Annotated in this window: 26 protein-coding genes; 17 read left to right on the top strand and 9 right to left on the bottom strand. The window is 55.4% G+C overall.

Annotation, left to right across the window (positions count from 1 at the left end; genetic code table 11):
* Position 1 precedes the first annotated feature (1 nt).
* The 3 genes from glcE to ACXUPB_RS16510 are packed head-to-tail and all read right to left on the bottom strand — an operon-like array spanning position 2 to position 2,855.
* Positions 2-1,102, bottom strand: a complete 1,101-nt coding sequence (glcE, locus tag ACXUPB_RS16520; RefSeq protein WP_472953500.1) for a glycolate oxidase subunit GlcE — start codon at positions 1,100-1,102, stop codon at positions 2-4.
* 51 nt (positions 1,103-1,153) lie between these two features.
* Positions 1,154-2,653, bottom strand: a complete 1,500-nt coding sequence (gene glcD, locus ACXUPB_RS16515; RefSeq protein WP_472953499.1) for a glycolate oxidase subunit GlcD — start codon at positions 2,651-2,653, stop codon at positions 1,154-1,156.
* On the bottom strand, positions 2,637-2,855 hold the full coding sequence (locus tag ACXUPB_RS16510) for a hypothetical protein (RefSeq protein WP_472953497.1): 219 nt from the start codon (positions 2,853-2,855) through the stop codon (positions 2,637-2,639). The genes glcD and ACXUPB_RS16510 overlap by 17 nt, the downstream gene beginning before the upstream one ends.
* Positions 2,856-2,868: 13 nt before the next feature.
* Here ACXUPB_RS16510 and glcC point away from each other — a divergent pair, with 13 nt between their 5' ends.
* Complete coding sequence (gene glcC / locus ACXUPB_RS16505; RefSeq protein WP_472953495.1) at positions 2,869-3,648, top strand: transcriptional regulator GlcC; 780 nt, start codon at positions 2,869-2,871, stop codon at positions 3,646-3,648.
* A 5-nt stretch (positions 3,649-3,653) separates the two neighbouring features.
* On the opposite strand, the gene ACXUPB_RS16500 is transcribed toward glcC, so the two are convergent.
* Entirely contained in the window at positions 3,654-4,337 is a 684-nt protein-coding gene (locus tag ACXUPB_RS16500) for a GntR family transcriptional regulator (RefSeq protein ID WP_472953493.1), read from the bottom strand.
* A 223-nt stretch (positions 4,338-4,560) separates the two neighbouring features.
* Here ACXUPB_RS16500 and ACXUPB_RS16495 point away from each other — a divergent pair, with 223 nt between their 5' ends.
* The 10 genes from ACXUPB_RS16495 to ACXUPB_RS16450 all read left to right on the top strand — a co-directional run bounded on the left by ACXUPB_RS16495 (position 4,561) and on the right by ACXUPB_RS16450 (position 15,124).
* The gene (locus ACXUPB_RS16495) at positions 4,561-5,004 is read left to right on the top strand and encodes a GlcG/HbpS family heme-binding protein (RefSeq protein WP_472953491.1); all 444 of its coding nucleotides are present in this window, start codon (positions 4,561-4,563) and stop codon (positions 5,002-5,004) included.
* A gap of 232 nt (positions 5,005-5,236) precedes the next feature.
* Positions 5,237-6,217, top strand: coding sequence for a TRAP transporter substrate-binding protein (locus ACXUPB_RS16490; protein ID WP_472953489.1), 981 nt, complete (start codon positions 5,237-5,239; stop codon positions 6,215-6,217).
* A gap of 89 nt (positions 6,218-6,306) precedes the next feature.
* Complete coding sequence (locus tag ACXUPB_RS16485) at positions 6,307-6,447, top strand: hypothetical protein (protein ID WP_472953487.1); 141 nt, start codon at positions 6,307-6,309, stop codon at positions 6,445-6,447.
* Positions 6,392-6,895, top strand: coding sequence for a TRAP transporter small permease (locus ACXUPB_RS16480; RefSeq protein ID WP_472953485.1), 504 nt, complete (start codon positions 6,392-6,394; stop codon positions 6,893-6,895). Before ACXUPB_RS16485 ends, ACXUPB_RS16480 begins: the two co-directional genes overlap by 56 nt.
* The gene (locus ACXUPB_RS16475; protein ID WP_472953484.1) at positions 6,892-8,175 is read left to right on the top strand and encodes a TRAP transporter large permease; all 1,284 of its coding nucleotides are present in this window, start codon (positions 6,892-6,894) and stop codon (positions 8,173-8,175) included. The genes ACXUPB_RS16480 and ACXUPB_RS16475 overlap by 4 nt, the downstream gene beginning before the upstream one ends.
* Before the next feature lie 67 nt (positions 8,176-8,242).
* Positions 8,243-9,028: an enoyl-CoA hydratase/isomerase family protein gene (locus tag ACXUPB_RS16470; protein ID WP_472953483.1), complete on the top strand. Its 786-nt coding sequence runs from the start codon at positions 8,243-8,245 to the stop codon at positions 9,026-9,028.
* Positions 9,029-9,046: 18 nt separating this feature from the next.
* A complete protein-coding gene (locus tag ACXUPB_RS16465) occupies positions 9,047-10,234 on the top strand; it encodes a CaiB/BaiF CoA transferase family protein (protein ID WP_035562277.1) in 1,188 nt (395 codons plus the stop codon).
* Positions 10,235-10,334: 100 nt separating this feature from the next.
* Positions 10,335-11,546 carry a pyridoxal-phosphate-dependent aminotransferase family protein gene (locus tag ACXUPB_RS16460; protein ID WP_472953482.1) on the top strand — a complete coding sequence of 404 codons (1,212 nt, stop codon included), beginning with the start codon at positions 10,335-10,337 and terminating at the stop codon, positions 11,544-11,546.
* A gap of 16 nt (positions 11,547-11,562) precedes the next feature.
* Positions 11,563-14,565 (top strand): FAD-binding and (Fe-S)-binding domain-containing protein, encoded by a 3,003-nt coding sequence (locus tag ACXUPB_RS16455; RefSeq protein WP_472953481.1) that lies wholly within the window; start codon positions 11,563-11,565, stop codon positions 14,563-14,565.
* A gap of 34 nt (positions 14,566-14,599) precedes the next feature.
* Positions 14,600-15,124: a gamma carbonic anhydrase family protein gene (locus tag ACXUPB_RS16450; RefSeq protein WP_447043386.1), complete on the top strand. Its 525-nt coding sequence runs from the start codon at positions 14,600-14,602 to the stop codon at positions 15,122-15,124.
* A gap of 111 nt (positions 15,125-15,235) precedes the next feature.
* Here the strand turns inward: ACXUPB_RS16450 and ACXUPB_RS16445 are convergent, their stop codons facing one another.
* Positions 15,236-16,927, bottom strand: a complete 1,692-nt coding sequence (locus ACXUPB_RS16445; protein ID WP_447043387.1) for an L-lactate permease — start codon at positions 16,925-16,927, stop codon at positions 15,236-15,238.
* A 388-nt stretch (positions 16,928-17,315) separates the two neighbouring features.
* Here ACXUPB_RS16445 and ACXUPB_RS16440 point away from each other — a divergent pair, with 388 nt between their 5' ends.
* The 3 genes from ACXUPB_RS16440 (at position 17,316) to ACXUPB_RS16430 (ending at position 19,349) form a co-directional block, all read left to right on the top strand.
* Positions 17,316-18,008, top strand: coding sequence for a glutathione S-transferase family protein (locus ACXUPB_RS16440; protein ID WP_472953480.1), 693 nt, complete (start codon positions 17,316-17,318; stop codon positions 18,006-18,008).
* 113 nt (positions 18,009-18,121) lie between these two features.
* On the top strand, positions 18,122-18,811 hold the full coding sequence (locus ACXUPB_RS16435; RefSeq protein ID WP_113269064.1) for a glutathione binding-like protein: 690 nt from the start codon (positions 18,122-18,124) through the stop codon (positions 18,809-18,811).
* A 181-nt stretch (positions 18,812-18,992) separates the two neighbouring features.
* A complete protein-coding gene (locus ACXUPB_RS16430) occupies positions 18,993-19,349 on the top strand; it encodes a phasin family protein (RefSeq protein WP_447043390.1) in 357 nt (118 codons plus the stop codon).
* A gap of 79 nt (positions 19,350-19,428) precedes the next feature.
* Here the strand turns inward: ACXUPB_RS16430 and uraD are convergent, their stop codons facing one another.
* A complete protein-coding gene (gene uraD / locus ACXUPB_RS16425) occupies positions 19,429-19,968 on the bottom strand; it encodes a 2-oxo-4-hydroxy-4-carboxy-5-ureidoimidazoline decarboxylase (protein ID WP_472953478.1) in 540 nt (179 codons plus the stop codon).
* 146 nt (positions 19,969-20,114) lie between these two features.
* On the opposite strand from uraD, the gene uraH reads away from it, so the two are divergent.
* From uraH to ACXUPB_RS16410, 3 genes are read left to right on the top strand one after another with little or no spacing between them, the layout of a single operon-like run.
* Complete coding sequence (gene uraH, locus ACXUPB_RS16420) at positions 20,115-20,468, top strand: hydroxyisourate hydrolase (RefSeq protein ID WP_472953476.1); 354 nt, start codon at positions 20,115-20,117, stop codon at positions 20,466-20,468.
* A gap of 58 nt (positions 20,469-20,526) precedes the next feature.
* Complete coding sequence (locus ACXUPB_RS16415; protein ID WP_472953475.1) at positions 20,527-21,729, top strand: urate hydroxylase PuuD; 1,203 nt, start codon at positions 20,527-20,529, stop codon at positions 21,727-21,729.
* 14 nt (positions 21,730-21,743) lie between these two features.
* Positions 21,744-22,478 (top strand): GntR family transcriptional regulator, encoded by a 735-nt coding sequence (locus ACXUPB_RS16410; protein WP_472953473.1) that lies wholly within the window; start codon positions 21,744-21,746, stop codon positions 22,476-22,478.
* Between the two features lie 37 nt (positions 22,479-22,515).
* Here the strand turns inward: ACXUPB_RS16410 and ilvY are convergent, their stop codons facing one another.
* The 3 genes from ilvY to ACXUPB_RS16395 form a co-directional block, all read right to left on the bottom strand.
* Positions 22,516-23,199 (bottom strand): HTH-type transcriptional activator IlvY, encoded by a 684-nt coding sequence (gene ilvY / locus ACXUPB_RS16405; protein ID WP_472956760.1) that lies wholly within the window; start codon positions 23,197-23,199, stop codon positions 22,516-22,518.
* 178 nt (positions 23,200-23,377) lie between these two features.
* Positions 23,378-24,739, bottom strand: a complete 1,362-nt coding sequence (locus ACXUPB_RS16400; protein ID WP_074210231.1) for an IS1380 family transposase — start codon at positions 24,737-24,739, stop codon at positions 23,378-23,380.
* A gap of 702 nt (positions 24,740-25,441) precedes the next feature.
* The gene (locus ACXUPB_RS16395) at positions 25,442-26,287 is read right to left on the bottom strand and encodes a TolC family protein (protein ID WP_197746125.1); all 846 of its coding nucleotides are present in this window, start codon (positions 26,285-26,287) and stop codon (positions 25,442-25,444) included.
* Positions 26,288-26,517 lie beyond the last annotated feature (230 nt).

Below are 26,517 nucleotides of genomic sequence, written 5' to 3'. Positions count from 1 at the left end.
ATTAAAACGCCGCATAAAGACGACCGGGATTGAATATGCCATAAGCATCCAGCTCCGCCTTTAAGTTACGATGATATTTTTCCACCACCGCATTCAGCGGTGTGAAAGGCTCAACGGCGCCGCCCTGGGCATGGGGTGTGTAACAGGTGGCATGGCCGCCTACTGCTTTGCAGGCGGCGCGCAGCGTATCAGCGTCCAGCGCTGTTTTTACCCAGCGCTGACTGCCTGCCCAGTCGTAAAAAATATCGGTTTCGGCAATATCCAGGTTCAGCGGCGCGGTATTGGGCGGCAGCGATAGCCGCCACAATGCTTGGCCGTCGTTTAGCTGGAAAAATGGATGGCTATGATCGCGTAGGGACGCCCAGAAGCTTGGGTCAAGCGATTCGCCGCCTAAGCGCTCCTGGGTTGCCTGTACCGAGCTTTTGCCTCCCTCTAGGCGCAGAAAGAGCTCACCGTTATGCCAAGCAGCCGCCGTTATCGGTAGCGGCTGACGGCCCAGCTCGGCCAGCTTTTTCAGCGCATCGTTAAGGTTGAGCGATAAACGCAGGCTGTGCGTGGCGTTAGGGATCGGCAACACCTTAAACGAAATATCGGTCAGTACGCCAAGCGTTCCCTGGGCGCCAGCCATCATGCGCGAAAGATCGTAACCGGCGACATTCTTCATCACTTCGCCACCAAAGCGCAGCAGCTTGCCCTCTTGAGTGATTATCCGTGTGCCGAGCACAAAATCCCGCGCCGCACCCGCCCAGGGGCGGCGTGGGCCGGAAAGGCCGGTCGCAACGGCACCACCAATGGTCGAGGCTTCGCCAAACATGGGCGGCTCAAACCCTAACATTTGGTGTTTCTCTGCCAGCGCTGCTTGAAGGGCGCTTAGCCGCGTGCCAGCGCGCACGGTGACGATCAATTCCACCGGGTCGTAGCTGACAATGCCACTATGTTCAGCCATCTGCAGCGCTTGGCCTTCCACCGGTCGGCCATAAAAAGCGCGGGTATCTCCGCCTACAATACGTAGCGGAGTGCGTGCGTCATACGCACTGCGCACCTGCTCACACAGCGTGTCAGCGATATCGCGGTCGGCGGCATGCATCGCTAGTTCGGTCATGGTCTATTCCAATATTTATTTTGCCTAGTGGTTATCTTAACTAGGTCACTATTAAAAACGGGGCAGATCCGGGTGCGGCAGTTCGTTATTGTGAACATGCATGGCGCCAAACTCTGCGCAGCGCGCCAGGGTTGGAATATTCTTGCCGGGGTTGAGCAGTCGCTTAGGGTCAAATGCCGCTTTCAGGGCATGAAAAACGCTAATCTCATCCGGCTGGAACTGGCTGCACATTTGGTTGATCTTTTCGCGCCCAACACCGTGCTCACCTGTGATCGAGCCGCCTGCCGCGACACAAAGCTCAAGAATCTTGCCGCCCACCTCTTCGGCAAGCGCCAACTGTCCCTCTTTATTGGCATCAAACAGGATCAGCGGGTGCATGTTGCCGTCGCCAGCGTGGAATACGTTGGCAACTGCCAGGCCGCTCTCCTCGGAAAGCGCGGCAATTCCTTTGAGTACGCGGGGGAGTTCGCGGCGTGGAATAGTGCCGTCCATACAGTAATAGTCGGGTGACATACGACCCACCGCGGGGAAGGCGTTTTTACGTCCGGCCCAGAACTTGGCGCGCTCGGCTTCATCGCGGGCCTGCTGGATATTGGTAGCCCCGGCTTTGTCCAGCACGCGGCGTACGGTATCGCAATCGTCGTCCACGTCGGCCTCTACGCCATCCAGCTCGCAGAGCAAAATCGCCTCGGCGTCGAGGGGGTAGCCTGCTTTGACAAAATCTTCGGCGGCTTTGATGGCAAGTTTATCCATCATCTCCAGGCCGCCGGGGATAATGCCAGCGGCAATAATGTCGCCCACGGCGCGTCCCGCTTTTTCGACATCGTCGAAGCTGGCCATGAGCACCTTGGCGGTTTCGGGCTTGGGCAGAAGCTTAACGGTAATTTCGGTGACCACACCAAGCATGCCTTCTGAGCCATTCATCAGTGCCAGCAGATCAAAGCCGGGCGCATCGAACGACTCGGCGCCCAGTGTCATGTGTTCACCCTCAATGGTGAGCACGTCGACGCGCATCACGTTATGCACTGTCAGGCCGTATTTGAGGCAGTGCACGCCACCCGCATTTTCGGCCACGTTACCGCCGATCGAACAGGCAATTTGCGAGGAGGGGTCCGGCGCGTAGTAAAGTCCGTAAGGCGCAGCAGCTTCAGAAATTGCCAGGTTACGCACGCCAGGCTGAACCCGCGCCATGCGGGCATCGGGGTCCACACTCAGTATTTTGCTAAAGCGCGACATGACCAGCAGCACGCCTTGCTCCAGTGGCAGTGCGCCGCCAGAGAGGCCGGTGCCCGCGCCGCGGGTAACGACGGGCACGCCCAGCGCATAGCAGCGATTCAGCAGCCCTTTTACCTGCTCCAGGGTTTCAGGCAGTGCCACCAGCATCGGTAGCACGCGATAGGCCGCTAGCCCATCGCACTCAAAGGGGCGGAGGTCTTCTTCACGGTGCAGCAGCGTCATATCCGGGACCGCTTGCTGCAGGTCGTTCAAGACCTCGCTTTTATCTCGCTGAACCAATTCGCCGTCCAGACGCTCATCAAAGAGGATATTCATCACGACATCCCATGCTTATTATCATTAAAGGCAAACGTTGAAAATTTAGGCGCATACCACCAACTGGCATGGCCTCAATTTGAGCTTTTTTTATCCATCTGTCTAGGTGGTGGTGCATTGGTCTGACCAGTAATTGGTCGACAGTGATGCCTTCTTTGTTTAGTACTGGGTGAAGTGCTGGCAAGCTGGTCATATTGCCCATCAGGAGAGTCACCATGGCAGCAGAAAATCAAGCCTTGTCACCCGGGCAGCGAAGGCCGGATCAAGTGGCCACCCGGCTTGAGCGCCTTATTCTTGATGGTGTTTTTCGCCCCGGCCAGCTGCTTCCTTCTGAACGACGGCTGTGTGACCGGTTGGGCGTCTCCCGCGCATCGCTGCGCGAGGGATTAAGAATTCTGCGCAGCAAAGGAATTATCGATACCCGGCAGGGCCATGGCTCAACGGTAGCTACGCTACTGCCTGTCAGCAATCAAAGCCCTTTAATGCACTTGTTTAAAGACCATCCACGTACGCTGTTTGATCTGCTAGAAGTGCGCGCCCTGTTAGAAGGGGAATCGGCACGTTTGGCGGCAAGCCGGGGCACCTCCGCTGACCGCGTGCTGATCACCCGCCGTTATCGAGAAATGGCCGACTATGCGGAAACCGCCGAACCGATCGATGTCGAGCGGCTGGCTAGGTTTGATCACGCCTTTCATTTGGCGGTTTCCCAGGCGTCGCACAACCCTGTGTTGGTGCACACGCTGCAAAGCCTGACCGATTTATTGCTGAGTTCGGTCTTTGCCTCGGTCAAACACCTTTACCACTTGCCTGTGCCGCGGGCGATGATTAATCAGCAGCATGCTCAACTGCACGATGCCGTGGTTAGCGGCAATGCGGAGCAAGCAAAACAGGTGGCGCTAGAGCATCTCTCCAGCATTAGCCAACTGCTGCGTGATCTGGAGGTGGAGCACGATCGGCTGGAGCGCTCCTCCATGCGCCTTGAAGAGTGGCAATAGTGACGTTAGCTATTGGCCACGCTTTTATCGTCTTCGGTATCAATCACGCCTGCTAAGGTAGCCACTTCAATCTTATTGCACAGGTGGTCACGTAAAATTTGGCCGAGCAGTTGGCTATCACGTTTATCAAGCGCGGCCATCATATTTTCATGATCTTTTACTGCCTGACTCCAGTAGCGTTCGGTCATCTTCTTGGAGTAACGAACGCGCTTGATACGTTGACTTAAATTGCTATACATCTCTTGCAGCACATCGTTATTGGACGCCGCCAGAATGCTTTCGTGAATCTGCCGATTGACCTGGAAATAGGGTATTAAATCCCGATTGCGGTAGTGTTCCAGCATCGTGTCGTGTAACTGACGAATGGCGGCAATTTCCGCGTCGCTGATGTACTGGCAGGCAAGCTCTCCCGACAGCCCCTCTAGTGCGGCCATCAGGTCATAGGTGTCTTTAACGTTTTTTAAGGTTAACCGCACCACCCGCGCGCCGCGATTGGGTAGCAGTTCAATCAGTCCTTCAGTGGCGAGTACTTTCAATGCTTCCCGCAGCGGCGTACGCGATACTCCGAAGCGATCGCACAGCTGCTTTTCCGAAATACGTTCACCGGGTAGCAGCTCTCCGTGCTCAATCAGGTCGCCAATTCTATCGGCCACTTCGCGATATAAATTGCGTTGCAAGATCTTTGTCATTCGTAAGTTCCTTGTCAGTGGCTCGCTTGGCTTGCCGCCGAGCTACCCAGACCTTTTGCCAAATCTTTTGATCGTTTTGAGCACGATACCATCTCCACAATATTATCTTTGCATAGTGGCTATTATTTGTATGATCTGCAAAAGTAATTATGAATTCAATATTCATATGATCAGCATTTTGCTGGCTACTCCTCCCCATTAACAACCACAAAGGTAACAGCTGATGGCCGGACAAGTATTTCACTGTAGTGTGCAGCTCACGAGAGCGCAGGGCAGAAATGTGATTGATGGCGCCATGGCAGTGGCACGCGATTCGGGTTTGCCACCGCTAACTATTGTGGTGTTGGACGGTGGCGGTAATTTGGTCGCTGCCGAGCGCGAGGATGGCTGTGCTCCTCTTCGTTTTCCTGTTGCACAGGGCAAGGCTTATGCCGCGATGGGTGTTGGGATTGCTAGTGGAGTAATAGGGGCGCGCAATGCTGACCGCTCTGCGTTTATAGCCAGTGTTGCAGCGGCTTCTCAAGGCCATTTTGTGGCGGTAGCGGGTGGAGTGCCCATTCTGAATGAGCAAAATTGCGTAATTGGTGCGGTGGGCGTAAGCGGTGCCTCGTCAGATGAAGACCAGCAAGCCGCTATTGAGGGTATTAAGCAGGCCGGTTTGTCCTGAGGGTTAGCGCCAGAATGACCTCGTGGAGGAAAGTATGCTCAATGGTGCCTTGACACTTGAGATAAGCGCCGACTAGCTTGAGGGTTAGGCTTTGAATAAAGAATTCATTTTTCATCGCCTAGCAGCATTCGCTAATAAAAATCTGTATAGCAACACTCGCACAACCACAAAAAATTGCTCAAAGCATCAACCTAGGCATCGTGCCAACACAATAATAAAGAGGTAACAAGCCATGCTATTTCCACGTGTCGCTGTCGCCACGCTCGCCATCGCAGTGGCGTCAGTATCGCTGCAGGCTCAAGCTCGCGAGATTACTTTGGGTCATGTAGGTGGCCCAGACTCGCTGTTCACCGATTCCGCCAACTACTTTGCTGAACTCGTCAACGAACGTCTCCCGGAGCCTTATGAAGTTGTGCCCTTCGGGTCAAGCCAGTTGGGTACTGACTCCGAACTGCTACAGCGCATGCGCCTGGGCACCGTCGACCTGGCGCTACCGTCCACGATTATGTCCTCCGTTGCTGACGAATTTGGCCTGTTTGAACTTCCCTACCTGATACAGGACCGAGAGCACATGAAGCGGGTTGAAGCAGAGGTTTTCTGGCCTCACCTTGCTCCGCTTGCTGAACAGAATGGCTATCGCGTGCTGGCCGTCTGGGAAAACGGCTTCCGCCACATCACCAATAATCAGCGCGCCATCAATACCCCCGAGGATCTTCGCGGCATAAAACTGCGTGTACCCCAGGGAGTTTGGCGCGTACGCATGTTCGAGGAGTATGGCGCCGAGCCCTCACCAATGTCGCTCTCCGAAGTATTCATGGCCCTGCAGACTGGCGTAATGGACGGTCAAGAGAACCCGCTGGCCCAGATCGCTGGTCAGCGCTTTCAGGAAGTCCAGGATTACCTCTCACTCACTGGGCACGTTTACACCCCGGCATACCTAACCGCAGGGCGGCGCTTCAACAATCTGCCTGAAGAGATTCAGGAAATCATCATCGAAGCAGCTCAGGAAACCCAGGCGTATGTTTATGAGCATGCTGCACAACTGGATCAGGATCTGATCTCAGTCATTGAAGCGGCAGGAACAGAGGTGAATGAAGTTGAGACCTCGGTCTTTATTGAGGCCTCATCGCCTATTTATGAAGCGTTCGCCAATGAAGTGCCGGGTTCGCAAGAGTTGATTGATCAAGTATTGGCACTTGGCAACGACTCCTAACACTAGGCAATTTTTGCTTGCGTGCCCTTTATCCTCACGTCGATGAAAGGCGTGGGGATCCTGCCACTTACCTCAATGAGTCGAGATCCATGGGTAATATTAACCAGCTTTCCCGCATCATGGAGCGTTTTTTAGAGATCATCACAGTGGTGCTGATGGTGTCGCTGACAGCTGGTGGTGCTTTATGCGGTGGTGACCCGCTATGCATGGAGAACACCCTCCTGGTATGACGAAGTGGCCGCCATCATGCTTGTGTGGCTAACCTACTACGCTGGAGCACTTGCGGCACTAAAACGGGGCCATATTGGCGTAGACGGTGTGCTTGCCGCCCTACCGGTTCATATCCGCATGCCTATTGTCTATCTCTCCGAGGCGCTATTCATCGGCTTTTTCTTAGTGCTCGGCTGGGCCGGTCTAGTGGTTCTTGAGGTCATGCAGGGGATGGCATTGATCACCCTGCGCTGGGTGCCGCTCACCTTCACACAGTCGGTGATCCCCATCGGTGCGGGGCTCTTTATCATTGCGCAACTGCTTAGCATGCCGGATTACTTGGCCAAGGTACGCTCTGGTGTCACTCAGGAGGAGGAAGAGATAAGACTCGCCATTGCTGAAGCTGAGCGAGATAACGCTAAGGCAGGCCTGACAGCAGAAGAACTGACAAAGAGGGAGCACTCATGACACTTTTGTTCATGTTACTTGGCCTGCTGGTACTGATCCTGATGAGTGTGCCCATTGCGGTTGCTCTGGCCATTGTGGCGACAGTGGCTATTGTCGCTTCTCAAGGGCTAGAGATGCTACCCAATATCGGCTTGACCATGTACGAGGGGGCGAGCAGCTTTCCTCTGCTGGCTATTCCGATGTTCGTACTGGCCGGTGCTGTTATGAACACTGGCGGCATTTCCAAACGACTGATTGCGTTTGCTTCAGCGCTTTTCGGATTTATCCGCGGCGGGCTCGCAATGATCAATATCGGCGTCTCGCTGTTCTTTGCCGAAATATCCGGTTCTGCGGTGGCTGATGTGGCTGCGACCGGATCGGTTCTGATCCCCGCGATGAAGAAGCGCGGCTACCCGAGCTCCTTTGCAGCAGCTGTAACATCTTCGTCGGCGTCGCTGGCCATTATCATTCCACCTTCGATCCCGATGATTCTCTATGGAGTGATGTCTGGGGCGTCCATCGTTCAGCTATTTGTAGCGGGCATTGTCCCTGGTTTGTTGGGCGCTGGCGGGTTGATGGCACTGAGCTACTACTACGCTCGTAAGTACAACTGGCCTGTGGAAGAGGTTTTCCAGCTTAAGCGTGTCAAGCAGACCGCCAAGGAAGCAGGTTGGGCGCTGACGTTGCCGATCATTATTCTGGGCTCAATCTTTGGCGGTTTCGTGACCGCCACCGAAGGCGCTGGTTTGGCCGTGCTGGCTGCGATCCTGATAAGTACAGTGATTTATCGTGAGCTTGACCTTAAGACGCTCTACAAAGCGATCATCGATGGCGGCCAGCAAACCGCTGTGGTGATGCTACTGGTGGCAGCATCGGCTCTGGTTGGCGTCTTCCTGACCGAAATGCGTATGCCCCAGCAGTTGGCGCAGGCGGTTCTCGGCCTGACCGATAACAAATACGCGATCTTAATGATTCTCAACGTGTTTTTCTTGCTGATTGGGCTGTTCCTGCACTCGGCGGCGGCAATCATTCTAGTGGTGCCTATAGTCATGCCTCTTATCGGCGCGGCAGGTATTGATCCGGTGCACTTCGGTCTGATCGTTTGCCTCAATCTGGCGATTGGTCAGCAGACCCCGCCGGTGGCGAGTGTTCTGATTACCGCTTGCTCAATCGCTAAATGTGATGTCTGGTCAGTGACGCGATCCAATATTGGCTTTATTGGGGTGTTGATGATTGTGCTGCTGTTGGTCACTTACATTCCGGCGATTCCCATGGCACTGGTCGAGCTCTTCTATCGCTAGGTCATCTAGGGCGAAGCCACCGCTAAACTCTCGTCCGAGTAGCACCGGGAGCCGCAAGGAGATGCATATGAATGACGACAGCCTGCTATTCAAGGTACAGCATGGCGTTGCATGGTTGGGTTTCAACCGTCCCCAGAGCCGCAATGCGATGACCTGGGAAATGTACGATGCCCTGGAAAAGCACTGCGATCAGTTGGCCGAGGATGACGCCGTGCATGCCGTAGTCTTGCACGGCGTCGGCGGCGAAGCCTTTGTCGCCGGCACTGATATTAGCCAGTTTTCGGGTTTCACTCAGCCTGAAGACGCGATTGCCTACGAGCGACGCATTGACCGCGTAGTGGGCAAGCTGGAAACCTTTCCCAAGCCGACCCTGGCATTGATTGAAGGCGCCTGCGTGGGCGGCGGTGCGGCGCTAGCGCTGGTATGCGATTTCCGCTACGCCACCCCGACGATGAAGTTTGGCGTGCCGATCGCCAAAACGCTGGGCAATACGCTCTCGATTAACAACGTCTCGCGCATGATCGACATGCTTGGCGTTGCACGCACCAAAGAAGCGCTAATGATGGCTCGGCTGTTTGGCGCTGACGAAGCACGCGACGCAGGCCTAATCAATCAACTGTTTGACGCTGATGCAATTTACGCCGAAGTGGCTGCGCTGGCGGAAGCCTTTGCCAAGCGAGCGCCATTGACGCTACAGGCCAGCAAGGCGTTGATTGGACGTGCGCTAGAACAGCGGAGACTCCCTGCCGATGCCAGCGACGACTGGGTCACCATTTGCTATATGAGCCGAGACTTTGCCGCCGCGGTGGATAAGTTCGTCAATAAAACGCCCTTTGAGTGGTCTGGTCATTAAAGGTCAAGGAGAGAGCGCATGCTTCCCCTACAAGATATAAAAGTACTTGATGTATCACAGATTATGGCCGGCCCCTACTGCACCATGGTGTTGGCCGATATGGGCGCTGAAGTCATCAAAGTCGAGAAGCTCAATGGTGGAGACGACAGCCGCCAAATGGGCCCCTACGTGAATGGCGAATCGACCTGCTTTTCACAGATTAACCGCAACAAAAAAAGTATCTCGCTGAATCTTAAAGACGAGCGGGCGCGGCAAATCTTCTACCGCTTGGCCGCTGATGCGGATGTCATTGTTGAGAACTACCGGCCTGGCGTGACCAAGTCGCTTGAGATCGACTACGACACCATTAAGGCAATCAATCCCGGCATCGTCTACTGCTCCATTTCAGGCTATGGCCAAACTGGGCCGTATAGCCATAAAGGGGGCTTTGATCTGGTCGCGCAGGGTATGACAGGTTTGATGTCGATGACCGGTGAGGAGGGCAAGCGCCCGCTGAAAACCGGTATTGCGGTTTACGATATTGGCGGCGGGCTCACGGCAGTCTACTCAATTCTGGCGGCGTGTATCCACAAGATGAAGACCGGCGCTGGTCAACATATTGATATCGCCATCACCGAGTGCGGTTTGCCCTGGTTTACCTGGGAAGCGGCGGCCTACTTCTCTGAAGGTACCGTGCCTGGGCCAACGGGCTGGCGCCACCGTGTTTCCGCGCCTTATCAGGCGGTCAAAGCTAGCGATGGCTATTTGATGCTCGGCTGCGCCAACCAGCGCACCTGGGAGCGCTTCTGCCAGGACGTACTGAAGCGCGAAGAACTCATGCAGGACCCCCGCTTTATTACCAATCAGGATCGTGGTCAGCACGTTGAAGAACTGGAAGCGCTGCTCGAAGAGCTAATGGCGAATCAAAGTGTTGATGAGTGGCTAACCCTATGTGACAGCGCGGGTGTGCCTGCCGGGCCAATCAACGACTTCGCCCAGGCCATGCAGGATGAGCACTATTTAGCGCGCGGCATGGTGCAAGAGATGGAGCACCCGGTAATGGGCAAAATGAAAACCATCGGTTTTCCGAGCAAATTCTCAGAAACGCCGTCGCAAATTCGCAGCCCAGCGCCGCTTTTCGCCCAGCACACCGATGAAGTGCTCGATAGTTTAGGGTTCTCCGGCGCTGAACTTGATGCTTTACGTGCTGAAGGATGTATCAAATAGCGCTTTTTTGATATGAGTAATTGCATTCATTATACATTTTGAATAACGCTAATCGGCAGAGCCAACGTTTAGCCTGACAACAACAAACAGGAACCTCATCATGTTAAAGCTTAATTTTCATCCATCCGGCCGTCACTTTTTGCAAATTCCTGGCCCTTCGCCGGTGCCAGACCGCATTTTACGGGCGATGAGCCTGCCCACGATCGATCACCGCGGGCCTGAGTTTGGTGCGTTAGGCCTTGAGCTACTGAGCAAGATTCAAAAAATCTTCAAAACCGAGAACCCGGTGATTATCTACCCGGCGTCGGGTACCGGAGCCTGGGAAGCTGCCTTGGCCAATACCATGTCATCGGGCGACAAGGTCCTAATGTTCGAGACCGGCCACTTCGCCACGCTGTGGCACAAAATGGCCCTGCGTTTGGACATCCAGCCTGAGTTTCTCGGGTTGCCCGGCTACGAAGGATGGCGTCATGGCGTGCAGGCCGACATGATCGAAGCGCGCCTTAAAGAGGATGCCGGCCACGAGCTTAAGGCCGTTTGCGTGGTGCATAACGAAACCTCCACCGGCGTGACCAGTGACATCGCCGCCGTGCGTAAAGCCATCGACGCGGCGGGCCACCCCGCACTGCTGATTGTCGATACTATTTCTGGTTTGGCCAGCGCCGACTACCGCCATGATGAGTGGGGCGTGGATGTAACGGTTTCCGGCTCGCAGAAAGGTTTGATGCTGCCGCCGGGCATCAGCTTTAACGCGCTTTCGCCTAAATCGATTGAAGTTAGCAAACAGGCGAAATTGCCGAAAAGCTTCTGGGCATGGGATGAAATTCTCGAAGCCAACAAGAACGGCTACTGGCCCTACACGCCCAGCACCAACCTGTTGTATGGCCTTAACGAAGCGTTGGATATGCTGCTGGATGAGGGCATGGACAACGTGCTGGCTCGCCACCAACGCTGGGCCGCTGGGGTGCGCGCGGCGGTAGAAGCGTGGGGGCTTGAGATTCAGTGCTTGGATCCGTCGGTTTACTCGCCGGTGCTGACTGGTGTGGTGATGCCCGAAGGCGTGGATGCGGATGCGGTGCGCAAGATTATCTATGAGCGCTTTGACCTTTCATTAGGCATGGGGCTGGGTAAGGCCAAGGGCAAGATGTTCCGTATTGGCCATTTGGGCGATTGCAACGACCTCACTTTGATTGCCACGCTAGGCGGCTGTGAAGCGGGTATGAAGCTGTCCGGCGTTAACCTTAAAGGCAGTGGCGTAACGGCTGCTTTGGACTACTTTGCTGCCAACCCGCTTAACGCAGGCGAGCGCTAAACGACGGGAGAGCCATATGACGTCTCTGACGAACCAATACCCGTCCCGCGATGCCAAGATTAAACCGCTCGGCGAACTAGCCGAGCGGTTATCCCGAGAGATGGCCGGGGAGGTGCTGTTTGACCGGGCCACTCGGGGGCGCTATTCAACCGACGCTTCTATTTATCAGGTGACGCCGGTAGGCGTGGTCATCCCGCGCCATCAGGAAGATCTGAAAATTGCCCTGGATATTGCCCGTGATGCCAAAGTGCCGATTTTGGCCCGTGGCGCGGGCACTAGCCAGTGTGGTCAAACCGTCGGTGAAGCGCTGGTGATCGATACTACCCGCTGGCTCAATCAGGTGATTGAGTTTGACGCCGAGGCGCGCACCGTGGTGGTGGAGCCGGGCATCGTGCTCGACCACCTTAACGCCTGGCTCAAACCTCATGGGCTCTGGTATCCGGTGGATGTTTCCACCAGCGCCCAGTGCACCATCGGTGGGATGGCGGGCAATAACTCCTGCGGGTCGCGCTCGATCTACTACGGCAATATGGTGCACAACGTGCTGGGCGTGGACGCGCTACTGGCTGACGGCAGCGCGGCGAGTTTTGGTTTCGTTGACCGCTTCGCGGAAGGCTCGCGGGAGCAGCGCCTAGCCCAGCAGGTGAGGGCGATTGCGGAGCGGGTAGGCCCGGAAATTCGCGATCACTTTCCCAAAGTACTGCGTCGGGTGGGCGGCTACAATCTGGATCTGTTCGATTGCCAGAACCCGATGCCCTACGACCCGGACGGTCGTGCCAACTTGGCCCATCTGTTGGTGGGTTCGGAAGGCACGCTCGGGGTGAGCCAGCGCATTAAGCTCCGGCTTTCACCGCTACCTGAGCAGAAGGTGCTGGGTGTGGTGAACTTCCCGACCTTTTACCAGGCGATGGATTTCACTCAGCATATCGTCAAGCTTGGCCCCACGGCGGTGGAGCTGGTTGATCGCACCATGATCGAGCTGTCGCTTGAGAACCCGGCGTTCCGCCCGGTCATCGAGAAGGCGCTGATCGGCAAGCCCGAGGCGATTTTGCTGGTGGAGTTTGCCGGTCACGACCACGCCAAACAGCTTGAAGCGCTGCGCGGGCTGAATGAGCTTATGGGCGATTTAGGTCTGCCGGGCAGCGTGGTGGATATGCCCGAAGCGGCCGAGCAGAAAGCGCTGTGGAACGTGCGCAAAGCCGGACTCAACATCATGATGAGCATGAAAGGTGACGGTAAGCCGGTCTCCTTTATTGAAGATTGCGCGGTGCCGCTCGAACACTTGGCCGAGTACACCAATAAGCTCACCGAGGTGTTCAACCGCTACGGCACTGAAGGTACCTGGTACGCCCACGCCGGTGTCGGCACGCTGCACGTGCGGCCGATTCTCGATATGCGCCGGGATGGCGCAGAGAAAATGCGCGAAATCGCCGAGCTGGCCTCCGCCTTGGTGCGCGAATACAAAGGCGCCTACTCCGGCGAACATGGCGACGGCATCTGCCGAGGTGAGTGGGTGGCGTGGCAGTTTGGCGAAACCGTCAATAACGCCTTCCGCGACATCAAGCAGCTGTTTGATCCGGAAAATCTGTTCAACCCGGGCAAAATCGTCGATACCCCTAAAATGGACGACGAGCGCTATTTTCGCTTTCCCAAGAGCTATACCACCATTCCGCTGACACCGGTCTTCGACTGGTCCGCCTGGAACGTCAAGCGCGACCCGCTCACCGGCGAACAGTCGTCCCCCGGTACCGGCGGCGATGCCACCCATGGCCTGGCCATGGCGGTCGAGATGTGCAACAACAACGGCCATTGCCGAAAGTTTGATGCGGGCACCATGTGCCCCAGTTTCCGCGCCACCCAAGAGGAGCAGCACCTGACCCGTGGCCGGGCCAACACGCTGCGGCTGGTACTCTCGGGCCAGTTGGGCGATGAAGGGCTGGCCAGCGACGATGTGAAAGAGGCGCTGGACCTTTGTGTGTCGTGCAAAGGCTGCAAGCGGGATTGCCCCACCGGCGTCGATATGGCGAAGTTCAAGATAGAGGCCCGCACCGCGCGCGCCCGCGTTAACGGGTTATCGCTGCGTGACCGCATGGTGGGTGAGATGCCCCGCTACGCCCCCTGGGCCAGCAAGTTTTCCGCACTGGTAAATGGCGTAGAGCGCGTGCCGTTCCTGGCGAAACAGATCAAGCAGGCGTTAAAGCTGGCGCCCCAGCGATCGCTGCCTGTGTTCAACGGTAATTTCCTCGCCAGCGCCGAAGCGTCTCAGCAGTCAGCCACGTCAACGCGCGAAGTGTTGCTGTTTGTGGATACCTTCAATAACTACATGGAAGGCGATAATGCCAAAGCGGCTAAGCGGGTGCTGGAAGCGGCGGGCTATCTTGTGCATCTCAATGTGACCAAAGGGCAGCGGCCGCTCTGCTGTGGGCGTACGTACCTCTCTTCGGGTCAGTTTGACAAAGCCAAGGCCGAGGCCAAACGCACGCTTGAGCACCTGATGCCGTTTGTCGAGCGCGGCGTGGCGGTCGTTGGGTTAGAACCCTCTTGCCTGCTCAGCATGCGCGATGAATTTCTGCAGTACGGTTTTGGCGAAGAGGCGAAGGTGCTGTCGGCATCGGCCTACCTGTTCGAAGAGTTTTTGGTTAAGGCACGTGCCGAGAATCAGCTTCCCCTCGAACTTAAGCCGCTGAACTACGAGCGGGCGATGCTGCACGGCCATTGCCATCAAAAAGCTTTCGATGCGCTGCGCCCCGTCGAGCAGGTGCTGGGCTGGATTCCAGAGCTCACCGTCGAGACAATCGAGTCCTCCTGCTGTGGCATGGCCGGCAGCTTCGGCTATGAAGCGGAGCACTACGACGCCTCGCTGAAAATGGCGGAACTCTCGCTGTTACCGGCGATTCGCAATGCGGATAGCAACGCCGTATTGATTGCCGATGGCACCAGCTGTCGCCATCAGATTCACGATGGCAGTGGACGTGAAGCAATTCACGTTGCTCGATTGCTGGAACAAGCGCTAGCCTGAACGCTTAACACCAATAACAACCCAGGAGGTTAACGTGGCACTTTACCAGTATGGCGAGCATCGCCCAGCGGTTCACGACGACGTCTACATTGCGGAAACGGCCGATGTGATCGGCCAGGTCACCCTTAAAGCGCACTCCAGCGTCTGGTATCAAGCCGTGCTACGCGGTGATACCGACCACCTTGAAGTAGGCGAAGAGAGCAATATCCAGGATGGCGCTGTACTGCATGCAGACCCAGGCTTTCCGTTAAAGGTAGGTAAAGGTGTAACAGTGGGGCACCAGGCGATGTTGCATGGCTGCACTATTGGTGACGGCTGCTTAATCGGCATTCAGGCCGTGGTGCTCAATGGTGCGGTGATTGGTGAAAACAGCTTGGTAGGTGCTGGTGCCTTTATTAAGGAGGGGGCGGTATTCCCACCCAATTCATTAATTGTTGGCTCGCCTGCCAAAGTAGTGCGCGAGCTTTCCGAAGAGGCAGTGGCGGGGCTGAAGCAGAACGCTCAAAGCTATGTTGAACGCGGCAAACTCCATAGCCAGCAGCTAAAGCGTATCGATTAACACACAAAACCAGCGGTGCTAAACAGCAAACCCCCAGGTCTAGGCCTGGGGGTTTGCGTTTCTAGCGTCTTTATTAGCGCGTCGGTTATTAGAACAAGCGCTGCCTCATGCTCACATTAACGGATCGGTGACGCCAATCACGTAGAACGCAATCAGAGCGATGATGCCGGTAAAGATGAGGTAGTAAATCGTCGGTAGAATCGTTTTACGGATAGTCGCCCCTTCACGACCGAGCAGGCCTACCGTCGCTGATGCGGCTACGACGTTGTGGATAGCGATCATATTACCCGCTGCCGCACCGACTGCCTGCAGCGCCACCATCATGGCGGTGGAAAGCCCCAGTGTCTCAGCAACGCTAAATTGGAATTCCGCCAGCATCAGGTTGGATACCGTGTTGGAGCCTGCAATGAAGGCACCCATCGCCCCTACCATTGGAGCAAAGAATGGATAAATGCCACCTACGCTATCAGCGACCGCCTGGGCCATCATGACCGGCATCGAGACAAGATCCGCACCGTTAACGCCGGAGTTGATCAGGATACGTACCATCGGCACGGTAAAGATCAACACAAAGCCCGCGCCAAAAATGGTTTTGGTCGATTCCGATACCGCGGCACTGATTTTTTGCGGGTTCATGCGGTGCAGGAAGTAGGTCACGATGACCACGGCCAGGATGATGCCGCCCGGTAGGTAGAGCGGCTGTACACCGCCGCTGACACCCGCTTCACCAAGAATATTGGTCCAACTGAGGTTGATCGAGGTCAGCGCCACGCGAAGCGGTTCAATGGTGCGCGAAGCCACCAGGAACAGCGCCAGCAATACATAGGGTACCCAGCCTTTGAAGGTGGACATCGGCGCTTTGCCTACAACGTCATCAAGCTTGATTTGCAGGTTACCGATCCACTCGTCTGGCCAAGAAGAGGATTCAGGGAAGTCCCAGGTATCTTTAGGCATCAGGAAGCCACGTTTAGCCGCTGGCACTACAATCGCCAGACCCACCATGGCGCCAATCATCGACGGGAATTCAGGCCCCAGCAGCACGCCCACCAGCATGTAAGGCACTACGAAGCAGATGCCGGTAAAAATGGCGAAGGGGGTAATCGACAGCCCCTCTTTCCAGGAGCGGTTAGCACCGAAGAAGCGCACCATCACAGTGACCAGAATCAGCGGCATTAAAATACCCACGATACCGTGAGTGATCGCCACTTCGCTGGTCACCATCTGGAAGAATACATCCCAGCTAGAGCCTACCGAATCAAGCTCAGCGCTGATACCAGCGCGATCCAAACCGCTACCAACGCCGACCACGATAGGTGTGCCCACCGCGCCGAAGGAGACTGGCGTTGATTGAATCATCATACCCACGACCACCGCCGCAAGTGCTGGGAAGCCGAGGGCGACCATCAGCGGTGCCGCAACTGCGGCGGGCGTACCGAAGCCAGAAGCCCCTTCGATAAAGCAGCCAAACAGCCAAGCAACAATCAACGCCTGTACGCGACGGTCAGGGCTAATGCCTGAAAAGCCGTTACGAATAGCCGTAATGCCGCCAGAGTGCTTAAGCGTATTCAGCAGCAAGATAGCGCCAAAGATGATCCAGAGAAGACCAGCGGTTTGAATCAAGCCTTGAATGGTCGACGCTGCCACGCGGCTAAAGGACATATCCCAGGCGGTTAAGCCAATAATAGCCGCCGTCAGAAAGACAATCGGCATCGCTATCTTGGCAGGTATTTTAAACCCTATGAGCAAAATACCGGCCAGCAACAGCGGCAAGAAGGCTAGAAGTGCAAGTATCGTTTCATTCATGGAAGGAACTGCCCTTGTTATTGATTTGGTATGCTCCGCAATAACCGTCTGGTGTTTGTATCGCCAGTCGGGTGTAGGTGAAAGATACGGTTTGGCTAACAATATGACTACATTGGAAAATTGGTCTTACCAAAGCATCGCTTGTTTTGAACATGTGTTTGCGCTGGCTGTTTTTATTTAAATCATTGATTTTAAAAATAGTTCTAGAATTTTATTAAAATGAGGGCAATGCTGGTTCATTAGACTAATAGACAGTGCTAAGAAACCTCTCTTGCACGGTTAGTTTCTTGGGCTCATTGTTTAGCTATCCAAAGCGTGTAAAAAAGCTCTAAGCTCTTTTTTACCAAACATTTTTCGCAACGATGTTCTCAACTAGAAGGCGGTAGTGATGGCAATAAAGCTCTATGACCTATGCGGCCGGGACGAACGGCTTCGCTTCTCACCTTATTGCTGGCGCGTACGTATGGCACTCGCCCATAAAGGGCTGGAATTCACCTCTGTGGCATGGCGATTCCTTGATAAAGAAGCGCTGGCGTTTGCCGACTACGACAAAGTCCCGGTGCTTTGCGACGGCGATCAGGTCGTTACCGACAGTTTTGAGATTATGCGCTATCTGGATAAAACGTATCCCGACGCACCCATGCTAGGTGAAGGCGTCAGCTATCAGCGGGTTTTACTGTTTAAGTACTTTGTAGAACGCAGCGTGAACCCGGCGCTATTCCGTATTATCGGTATGGATCTGTTCGCCGCGGTACACCCAGACGACCGCGACTATTTCCGCGAAACCCGTGAAGCGAGGTTTGGCTGTACATTGGAAGAATTTCACCAACCCGAACAGGGCAAGCAGCAACTCAAGCAGGTATTAGCCCCTGTGCGCGACCTGCTGCGCGAGAGTGCTTTTTTAGACGGCGAAGCACCCGCTGGCGCCGACTACCTGTTGTTTGGCAGCATGATGTGGGCACACGTCGTATCCACGCAGGCGGTCGTTGAACCCGGCGATCCGGTGGATGAGTGGTTCCAGCGTATGCTCAGCGCTCACGATGGCGCTGCAAGCAACGCCCTGACAGTAAGAGAACTATAAAGCACTGCGCGATATATTTAATAGAGGCGGTACACTTACGTACCGCCTGCTGCATTGAGAAAGCTTGGTAAACTCATGGCGAGTACATCAACGTTTTCAACAAGGAGATGGCAATGATTGACCTGTACTACTGGACAACACCTAACGGCCACAAAATCTCCATTATGCTCGAAGAAGCCAAACTGGCGTATCGAGTGAAGCCAATAAACATTGGCCGAGGCGAGCAGTTTGATCCTGAATTTCTCACTATTGCCCCTAATAACCGCATTCCCGCCATTGTGGATCACTCACCGCAGGATGGCGGCCAGCCGCTCTCGATGTTTGAGTCTGGCGCCATTCTGGAATACCTCGCCGATAAGAGCGGTCTTTTTTTGCCTGCGGCGGGTCGTGAACGTTATATCGTACTTCAGTGGTTACACTGGCAGATGGGTGGCTTAGGCCCGATGGCAGGCCAAAACCACCACTTCTGCCACTATGCGCCGCAGAAGATCGAGTACGCCATTGAGCGTTACGTGCGTGAAACTAATCGGCTTTACAGCGTACTGGATCAGCGCTTGGCGAATCACACTTATGTGGGCGGTGATGATTACTCAATTGCTGATATGGCGATTTACCCCTGGATCGTTCCTTGGGAAAAGCAAGGGCAAACGATCGAAGAGTTTCCCGACCTGGAGCGGTGGTTTGAGATGATCAAAGCGCGCCCAGCCGTGCGTCGGGCGTACGCTTTAGTGGAAGAAGTTAATCCACAAGCGGGGGTTGAAATGGATGAGCAAGCGCGTAAGCACTTGTTTGGTAACCGTTAGTATCGGTTTGTAAGAAAAGGTTGTTGGTAATCTGCAAGTGTGCAAGCGCAGCATGACAAAAAATCATGTTGCGCTGCACAAAAAGCACTGCTAGCTTTAGCTATAGCAGAGGCAAAAGCCTGGCTAAGAACCGCCTATTGAAGGCGTGTTTATGTGCTAGCTCACACTTGGAGAGATACTTGTGAATAAAGCGACTGATAAAACCACACAGCAGTTTGAATCAGCATTTGTATCACCCATGCGTTCTTACACGCTAACGGCGCTTGATTACTACGATCAGCTATTTAGTGCACAAATGGATGCTTTCCGTGCCTACTCGGACATGGCTATCTCGCAAGCACGCACATGGCTTGATGTAAAAGACGCCGACAGTTTCAAGAAGGCGATGGAAAGCCAGCAGAAAACGGCAAGCAATTTCATGGAACGCGTTAAGGGCGATACTGAAAAAGTAACGTCAATCGGTCAAAGCTTTGCTCAAGATAGCCAAAAGCAGACTGAAGAAGCCACTAAAAACGTGGTGGAAAAAGCCAAGCAGTAAGTTAGCTTTAACCGTTCTGAAGCGCCGTGCCCTCAAGGGCGCGGCGCTTTCTTGTATACAAAAAATATTTTTATAAACCTTAGTTTCTTGTAGCGCGATCAATTAAACGAAAGCGCGCAATGCGGATAATTTGCTCAATCGCCGTTTTTCGTTCGGTGGCCGCATCGTTGTACAGGCGATCTTCAAAGGCGGCTAAAATGTCATGCCGATCTAGCCCCTTAACGGCAATCACAAAAGGGAAACCAAACTTCTTCTTGTATGACGCATTAAGCTTCTCAAAGCGTGCAAACTCTTCGGGGTCGCATTGGTCGAGCCCGGCACCTGCCTGCTCGCTCGTTGAATCTTTAGTTAACTCACCAGCCATCGCGGCTTTGCCTGCTAGATCCGGGTGCGCCTGAATCACTTTAATTTGCTGTTCGCTGCTTGCCTGCTGGAGCATGAGCCCCATAAGCTCGGCCAGTGCGTCGGGCGCGTCGTGGACGTCAGTCAGGCCGTGTTGCCAAGCCGCTTCTGCCACCCAAGGTGAGTGCTCATAAACATCGCCATAATGGTGAGTAAGCATTTCCAGGCTGCACTGACTAGGCGCGGGTGAAAGCAATAACGGACTTATTGTAGGCACTGGCACTCTCCAAAGTGGGCAATTTAAAGCATAGTTAATTCACAATGTGCGCGGATAGAATTACTGTATACAACAAATAACATCAAAGGTACTCTTTGACCAGATGGTCAGATAATGCAAACAACGCAAGAATATAAGGAGTGGCTATGGGACGTTTAACCACCCACGTATTGGATACCGCCAAAGGACAGCCCGGCCAGGGAATCATCATTGAAGTGTTCCGCCTTTCAAACGGCGAGCGTCAACTTTTAAGCACGGTGACCACCAACAGCGACGGACGTTGCGATGCCCCCATTTTAGAAGGCGATGCGCTCACGGCAGGCGAGTACGAGCTGGTGTTCCATGCGGGTGACTACCTGCGTGCCCAAGGCGTTGAAGCTAATGAGCCGCGCTTTTTAGACGTTATTCCACTGCGTTTTGGCGTCGCCGATGCCAGCCAGCACTACCATGTGCCGCTACTCCTCTCGCCTTATGGGTACTCGACTTACCGCGGTAGCTGATTTGTCTGAAATCTGGCTGCTCACGCTGAGTTTCAGTCAAACCTAACGGGATTTGTTTATGCAAGCGTACCTAATCGAGTTTGTTAACTTACTGCTGCGCTGGCTGCACGTGGTTGCCGCCATCGCCTGGATCGGTGAGTCGATCTACTTTGTCATGCTGGATAACAGCCTGCGCACGCCAAAAGCAGCGGAAGATCGCGACAAGGGCGTGTTTGGTGAAATGTGGTCGGTGCATGGTGGTGGTTTTTACCACAACCAGAAGTACGCTACCGCACCTGCCAAGTTACCCAATGACTTGCACTGGTCATTCTGGAAAGCCTATACCACCTGGCTTTCCGGTTTTGCGCTGTTTGTGATTCTCTATATGGTCAACCCAGGCTTCTATTTGGTGAACCCCAATAGCCCCTGGGAGTGGGCCGCCAACCTGACGGGCTGGCAGGCCAATGTGCTGGCGCTGGCATTCCTGCTGGGCGGCTGGGTAGTTTATAACGAGCTGTGCAAACGCATTAGCCCCAACATGGATCGCGATGGGCTGCTGAGCATTGCCGTTGCCGTGATGATGGTGGTCGTTGCCTATCTCAGTACGCAGATGTTCACCGGTCGCGCGGCCTTCCTGCTCACGGGTGCGGTCATGGCGACGGCGATGTCGGCTAACGTTTTCTTCTGGATTATTCCCGGCCAGCGCCGCATGGTTAAAGCCATGAAGGCGGGCGATGCGCCCAATCCGCTGGATGGCAAACGCGGCAAACAGCGTTCGGTGCATAACACCTACTTCACGCTGCCGGTCGTATTGTTGATGGTGAGTAATCACTACTCGTTTATCTATTCTCACGAGCTCGCCTGGGTGGTGATGGTGCTGTTCATCTTCGCCGGCGCCCTGATCCGTCAGTTCTTTGTGTTGATGCACGCAGGTAAAACCCAGCCAGCCTATCCCGCCTTCGGGGTAGGGCTTATTCTGTTGGCGTTTTGGGTGGCTGCACCCAGTGCTTCATCCCCTGGCGGCACTGCTGGCGCGCAAGGGCCGGACCAAGCGCAAATCACCGGCCTGATTGAGCAGCACTGTGTTCAGTGTCATGCTCGCAACCCCGAGCATGCCGGTTTTTCAGCACCGCCCGCTGGGTTTGCTTTTGAAAACTGGGACGGCATTCTCGGTCAAAAAGCGCAGATTCAACAGGTCGTGGCCAGCCGCTACATGCCGTTAGGCAATATGACCAACATGAGCGATGAAGAGCGCGATATCATTGCCGCTTGGGAGGAGTGATAAAGAGGCTAGCTATGAGTGATGCGCAAGCGCCGGTAAAGCGGCGCGCTTCCGTTAAAGAAACCAAAGATGGCAAAGAGGGTGATGAACGCCACGATGCAATCTATCGCGCCGTGAGCGATGCCATTGTCGAGCAGCGCTTGAAGCCCGGCGCGCGGCTGCGCGAGGATGCCCTGGCGGATGTGTTCGGCATTAGCCGCACCGGTATTCGTAAAATTTTGCAGCGCTTGGCACTGGAGCAACTCGTTACCCTGACGCCGCGCCGTGGGGCCAGCGTTACCCGGCCCACCGCGGATGAAGCCAAGGACGTTTTCGATGCCCGCCAACTGCTCGAGTGCGGATTAATGCCCGACGTGGCGCGGCGCATGGGGGAAAAAGAAGCCGCCGAGCTACGCGAAATGGCCAAGCAAGAACGCCAAGCGCTGCGCAGCGGCCAACAAAGCGTCGCTATCCGGCTCTCTGCCGATTTTCACGTGCGCTTGGCGCAGCTTTCCGGCAATGCGACCCTCGCGGAGTTTGTTGAGCGGCTCTGCTCGCGCTCCTCGCTCATCCTCGCCGTCTACGGCCATCGCGGCCACTTGGGCTGCGAATCCCACGACCACGATGACCTGATCGGCTATTTAGAAGCAGGCAACGGCGAGCGCGCGAAAGCCTTTATGAGTCGCCACCTCAAAGCCATCGAAGCTTCGCTCTCCATGGTCGAAGAGGAAGAGAACGTGCCGGATTTACAGCAGATATTTGGGGATTGAAGGCGCTGGTTGAGTCGTGAAACACGGGGCGCCGGGCTTACATCAAACTCCAAAACGCGTCGACCAACGGGTTTTTTAGGTTTTTCTTCAAGGTAAACAAACCAATATCGTAGGGCTCCAGTTCCGGCGTCACGTCGAGCACGCGGATGCGATCCAACAGTGGGCTGTTGTCGAGGACGATCTTAGGCACCACGCCAATACCAAAGCCCAGGCTCACCATACTCACAATGGCTTCATTGCCGGTCACCTGGGCATATATGCGCGGGGAGATGTCATGCTGGCGAAACCACTCATCCACACGCGTTCTAGACACACCGCTTTCCGATAGAATCATGGGCGTATTCGCCCACTCAGCCGGTGTAATGGGCGTGCTGGTGGGCGCATTGGGCACTTGCTGCTCTAGCGGCGCAATAAACAGCAGCGGCGACGTCGCAATGGGCTTGAAGGCCAGGCCTCGCGGTAAGTTGGCGGGCTGTGCCGCAATGCTAAGGTCTTCTTTTCCATCGAGCACATGGGCAATGGCGTGTTCGGGATCCCCCGTGCGCAGCTTGATTTCAATGACCGGGTAGGCAATACGAAAGCGGCGCAGTAGCTCGTGCAAAAAGCTGTAGCTGGCCGTTACGGAGCCATACAAGCTGATTTCACCGCTTAATTGATCCGGGGTGTCGCCTGAATCCGTGAAGCCGGCGCCGACACTTTCCCTATCACCGCCAGCGAGCACTTTTTGATCATTCGCCCCGTGCAAGTTGGCTTTCGCAAGCCCGTTATTGCCAAAACCCACCGTGCTGATCGGTGCTGACGGCCCGTTTTGTCATGCCTTTCCACCCGCCAGGCACGACATATCTGGCGATCGCGTGTCGCTTGGAACTGCTTGTGGATAGAGTGTCGCCGATTGACGGTCAGCATGGCGTTCCTCGTGGATAACGCAGTCGGCTCCGCAGCGTCTTGAGCACCGTCATGCGCCCGATATCCTGCCCGAAGTCGAGGATGATCTGCCGTGCCTTGTGAATCACGAGAGCCGCACGGTGCACCAACTCTTGTAGCACGGTGCGCAGCCGGCGCCGCTTGGCCGGGTGGCGAACCGGGCTCAGCTCGCCGGTCATGCCCAGCTGTCCCATCAGGCGCAGGATGTTGTAGGCCAACTGGGCGAGATGCAGGATCAGATCGTTGGTGGCGAACTTGCCGGACGGCAAGCGCTCCAGGTCGAGATCGGTCTTGATCTCGCTGTGAAACTGCTCATGGGTGGCATGCGCCTGGTAGCGCTTGATCACCGCCTCCGGCGCCTCGTCCAGGCTGGTCCACCAGCCTTCCAACTCATAGTCCGGTTCGAGCAGCAACTGGCCATCGCGATCGGCGGTGCGCTCGACCAGGCGCATCACGCGTTGGACGACGTATTCGGTCTTGTTGTCGTCGTGGATCGAGACGGTCTGCGTCCACAGCGCCTGGCGCTTGCCAGGACGCAGCTCTTCCCAGTAGTCCGCCGCCACCGCCAGCCAGGTATCTCGATCAGCCGTGGCCGAGCCACGCGGGTTCCATTTGACGACATAGTCGAGCCGGCGCCCCTCGTCGGCAAAGACCTGGCGTTGCTGTTCGAGAAGCGCCAGGTGCGCCTGGCTGTCGAAGCCGCTGTCCTCGCGTAACAGGATCGGTTGCTTGGTCAAGCATTGGGCGCGAGGCAGTACCCGCTCCAGGAAGGCGTTGCTCTCCTTCATGGTGTGCTGCTTGCCAGGCCGCAGTTCCAGACCCAGGCACCACCCTTCGTTGCCCAGATAGGCGGCGATCGGGGTGTAGCCATCGACCTTCTGGTAGGTCCGCGAGACGCCTTCCTTCTTCGAGTTGCTGTTGTCCATGACGAAGGTGTCGATGTCCAGGCAGACGTGCGTCGTCTCGGCGGTGATCGGTGCTTCGATCAGTGACAGCAGGGTCGTGGACCAGGTGGCGGTGCGCGCCTGCAGGTCGTTGGCGGCAAGTTTCTCCAGCCGCTGTCGCAGCGTCGCCGCGCTCGGCACCTTCTGCAGGGTCAGCAGTTGTTGGAAGGGCTTGTCGCGGCGGAAGTTCTCGACAGCGTCATAGTCGCTCATGCCCAGACACAGCAGGCCCAGGTAGCTCTTGATCACGTCACTGGTGCGCATGCCCAGCGTGGTGGGGAAGCGGCTGTCGATGCTGTCGACGCCAGCGATCTCGAAGCATTGCCCGATGATGGACAGCCCGGCGTGGCTGGTGAGGGTGCGGCGACTGGCGCGGAACTTTATGTTGGGCATGGCACTGTCTGGGCGAATGGCGATAATGGCTATATTGCCATGCAGGTCAGTGGGTTAGAAGTGCTTCCGGGGGCCGGTCTCACGGATTCAGGGAAAGGTCAACGGTGCCTTGATGCTCCTGGGAATGACCTAAACTTCCGTCAGCGTACTTAACCCAGCCCTCCCATCCAAGGACTCTCGTAGTCTTTCCTCTAAGAATACGAAGCAATTCCATTGCATCGGCATACCCGACGACTATTTCATCCTCTACCGCTGATCTGTTTATTATTTCTTCGTAGCTATACATGACGGGGACACATTAACGCTTAAGCACAGCGGCGCGAGTTTACGAGCGTCCGGCGCCCGGTAGGGCGCGAACTGGTGCGTATGGTTACGTGTTTAATCACGACTCCGCCTCCCGTGCTTAATGTAATAATGAGGTATCGCTACTGCGCCTAAAAGCACCATGTACGATATCCACCAACCTCGGTTTTGTAGCTTCCGAAGACCGCTATCACGAATGCAAACTGCCAGTGTGATGACGGACATTAATAGCACTACTACCCATAAAGCATCTACTATTCCCTTTGGGACTACCCTTTCTCCCGAACCCCAATAATAGGGCACGTTCATATTGAAAGCGACAATATATGCTACCGCCAAAACGATCGTAACAATCAGTATCGTCTTCTCAAGCTTACTCATAGATACACGTAACAGTGATTATACGCCCTTCAACATAACACTATTTTCATCCGCTGCAATTCTGGCGGCCGCCGCTTTCAGGTCCGCTCTCTGACTCTGTGCCATCTCGACAAGCTGGCTGGTCGGAGGCAGGTCTTCGAGCGTCACATCAAGCTCGCCGGTCACCCCAACGGCATCGGAGGGGGACACCCCGAGCACTTCGGTAAGGTCAATTTTTGATTGCTCGAGCTTTTGTTCCGCCGAGGCTTTTTGATTCCGGGCCCTGGCAAGCCCAATGACTGCGGTATTGAGATCAATCCGGGTTTGTTTACCCTGTTTTACGGACATTTCAACCAGGTCTTTGGTGCGTTGCATAAGTTCAACGGCACGGGTTGCGGTTTCCAACTCTTTCTGAGCCAGCAGTATCCGGAAATAGGCGGCCCGCACCCGCGCCTTGGTGGCTACCTTCAGGTATTCAAGCTCCTGTTGCCGGGACGTGAGATTACTCCGGGCACGCGACTGCCCAAGGTCGCCGCGATTACCCATCCAGATCTCCTGAGTAACCCTCACCCCATATTCCAGGGACTCGTCGGCCTGATCCGGGGCCTGACGGGCCCCCAACTCAAACTCTGGATTGCTCGGCGCCCAGCGGCTGGCATGATCAAGCTGTCCCTGCTGTATCGAGACCGCGGCCCGCCTCAAAGCCAATACCGGGCTATTCTCGAAAGCCATCACCATGGCCTGGTTCAGGGAAACAGCCTGGCTGGCTTTGGCCTGCTGATATTCTTTCAGCGACACACTCTCTTTTGCCTGGGCCGACACCATAGGAGAGACGGCCAAGGCTCCCGGAACTATCATCGCGCACAACAACAATCGTTTGTTCATTCAGTATCATCCTGGCTGTTTGACTGAGGTCAGTGAGTCAGCATTTTTGCGTGGGAATCTGGAACGACCTTACAGACAAACCTTTAATACAGTTTGAAATTCAGGCACCGGATAAGAAATGAGCTTTGGCGGCAGGGGGGGCAGAGGTAAGGGCGAGGATGTCGAGTCACCGGGCGTCAAGGCAGGCGCACGATGGTGGGTTCTTGCATGATAAATAAAAACCGGCCCGT

It is taken from the genome of Vreelandella sp. DA03-1M, from assembly GCF_055725665.1.
This window is presented reverse-complemented; position numbering and strand designations above follow the sequence as displayed.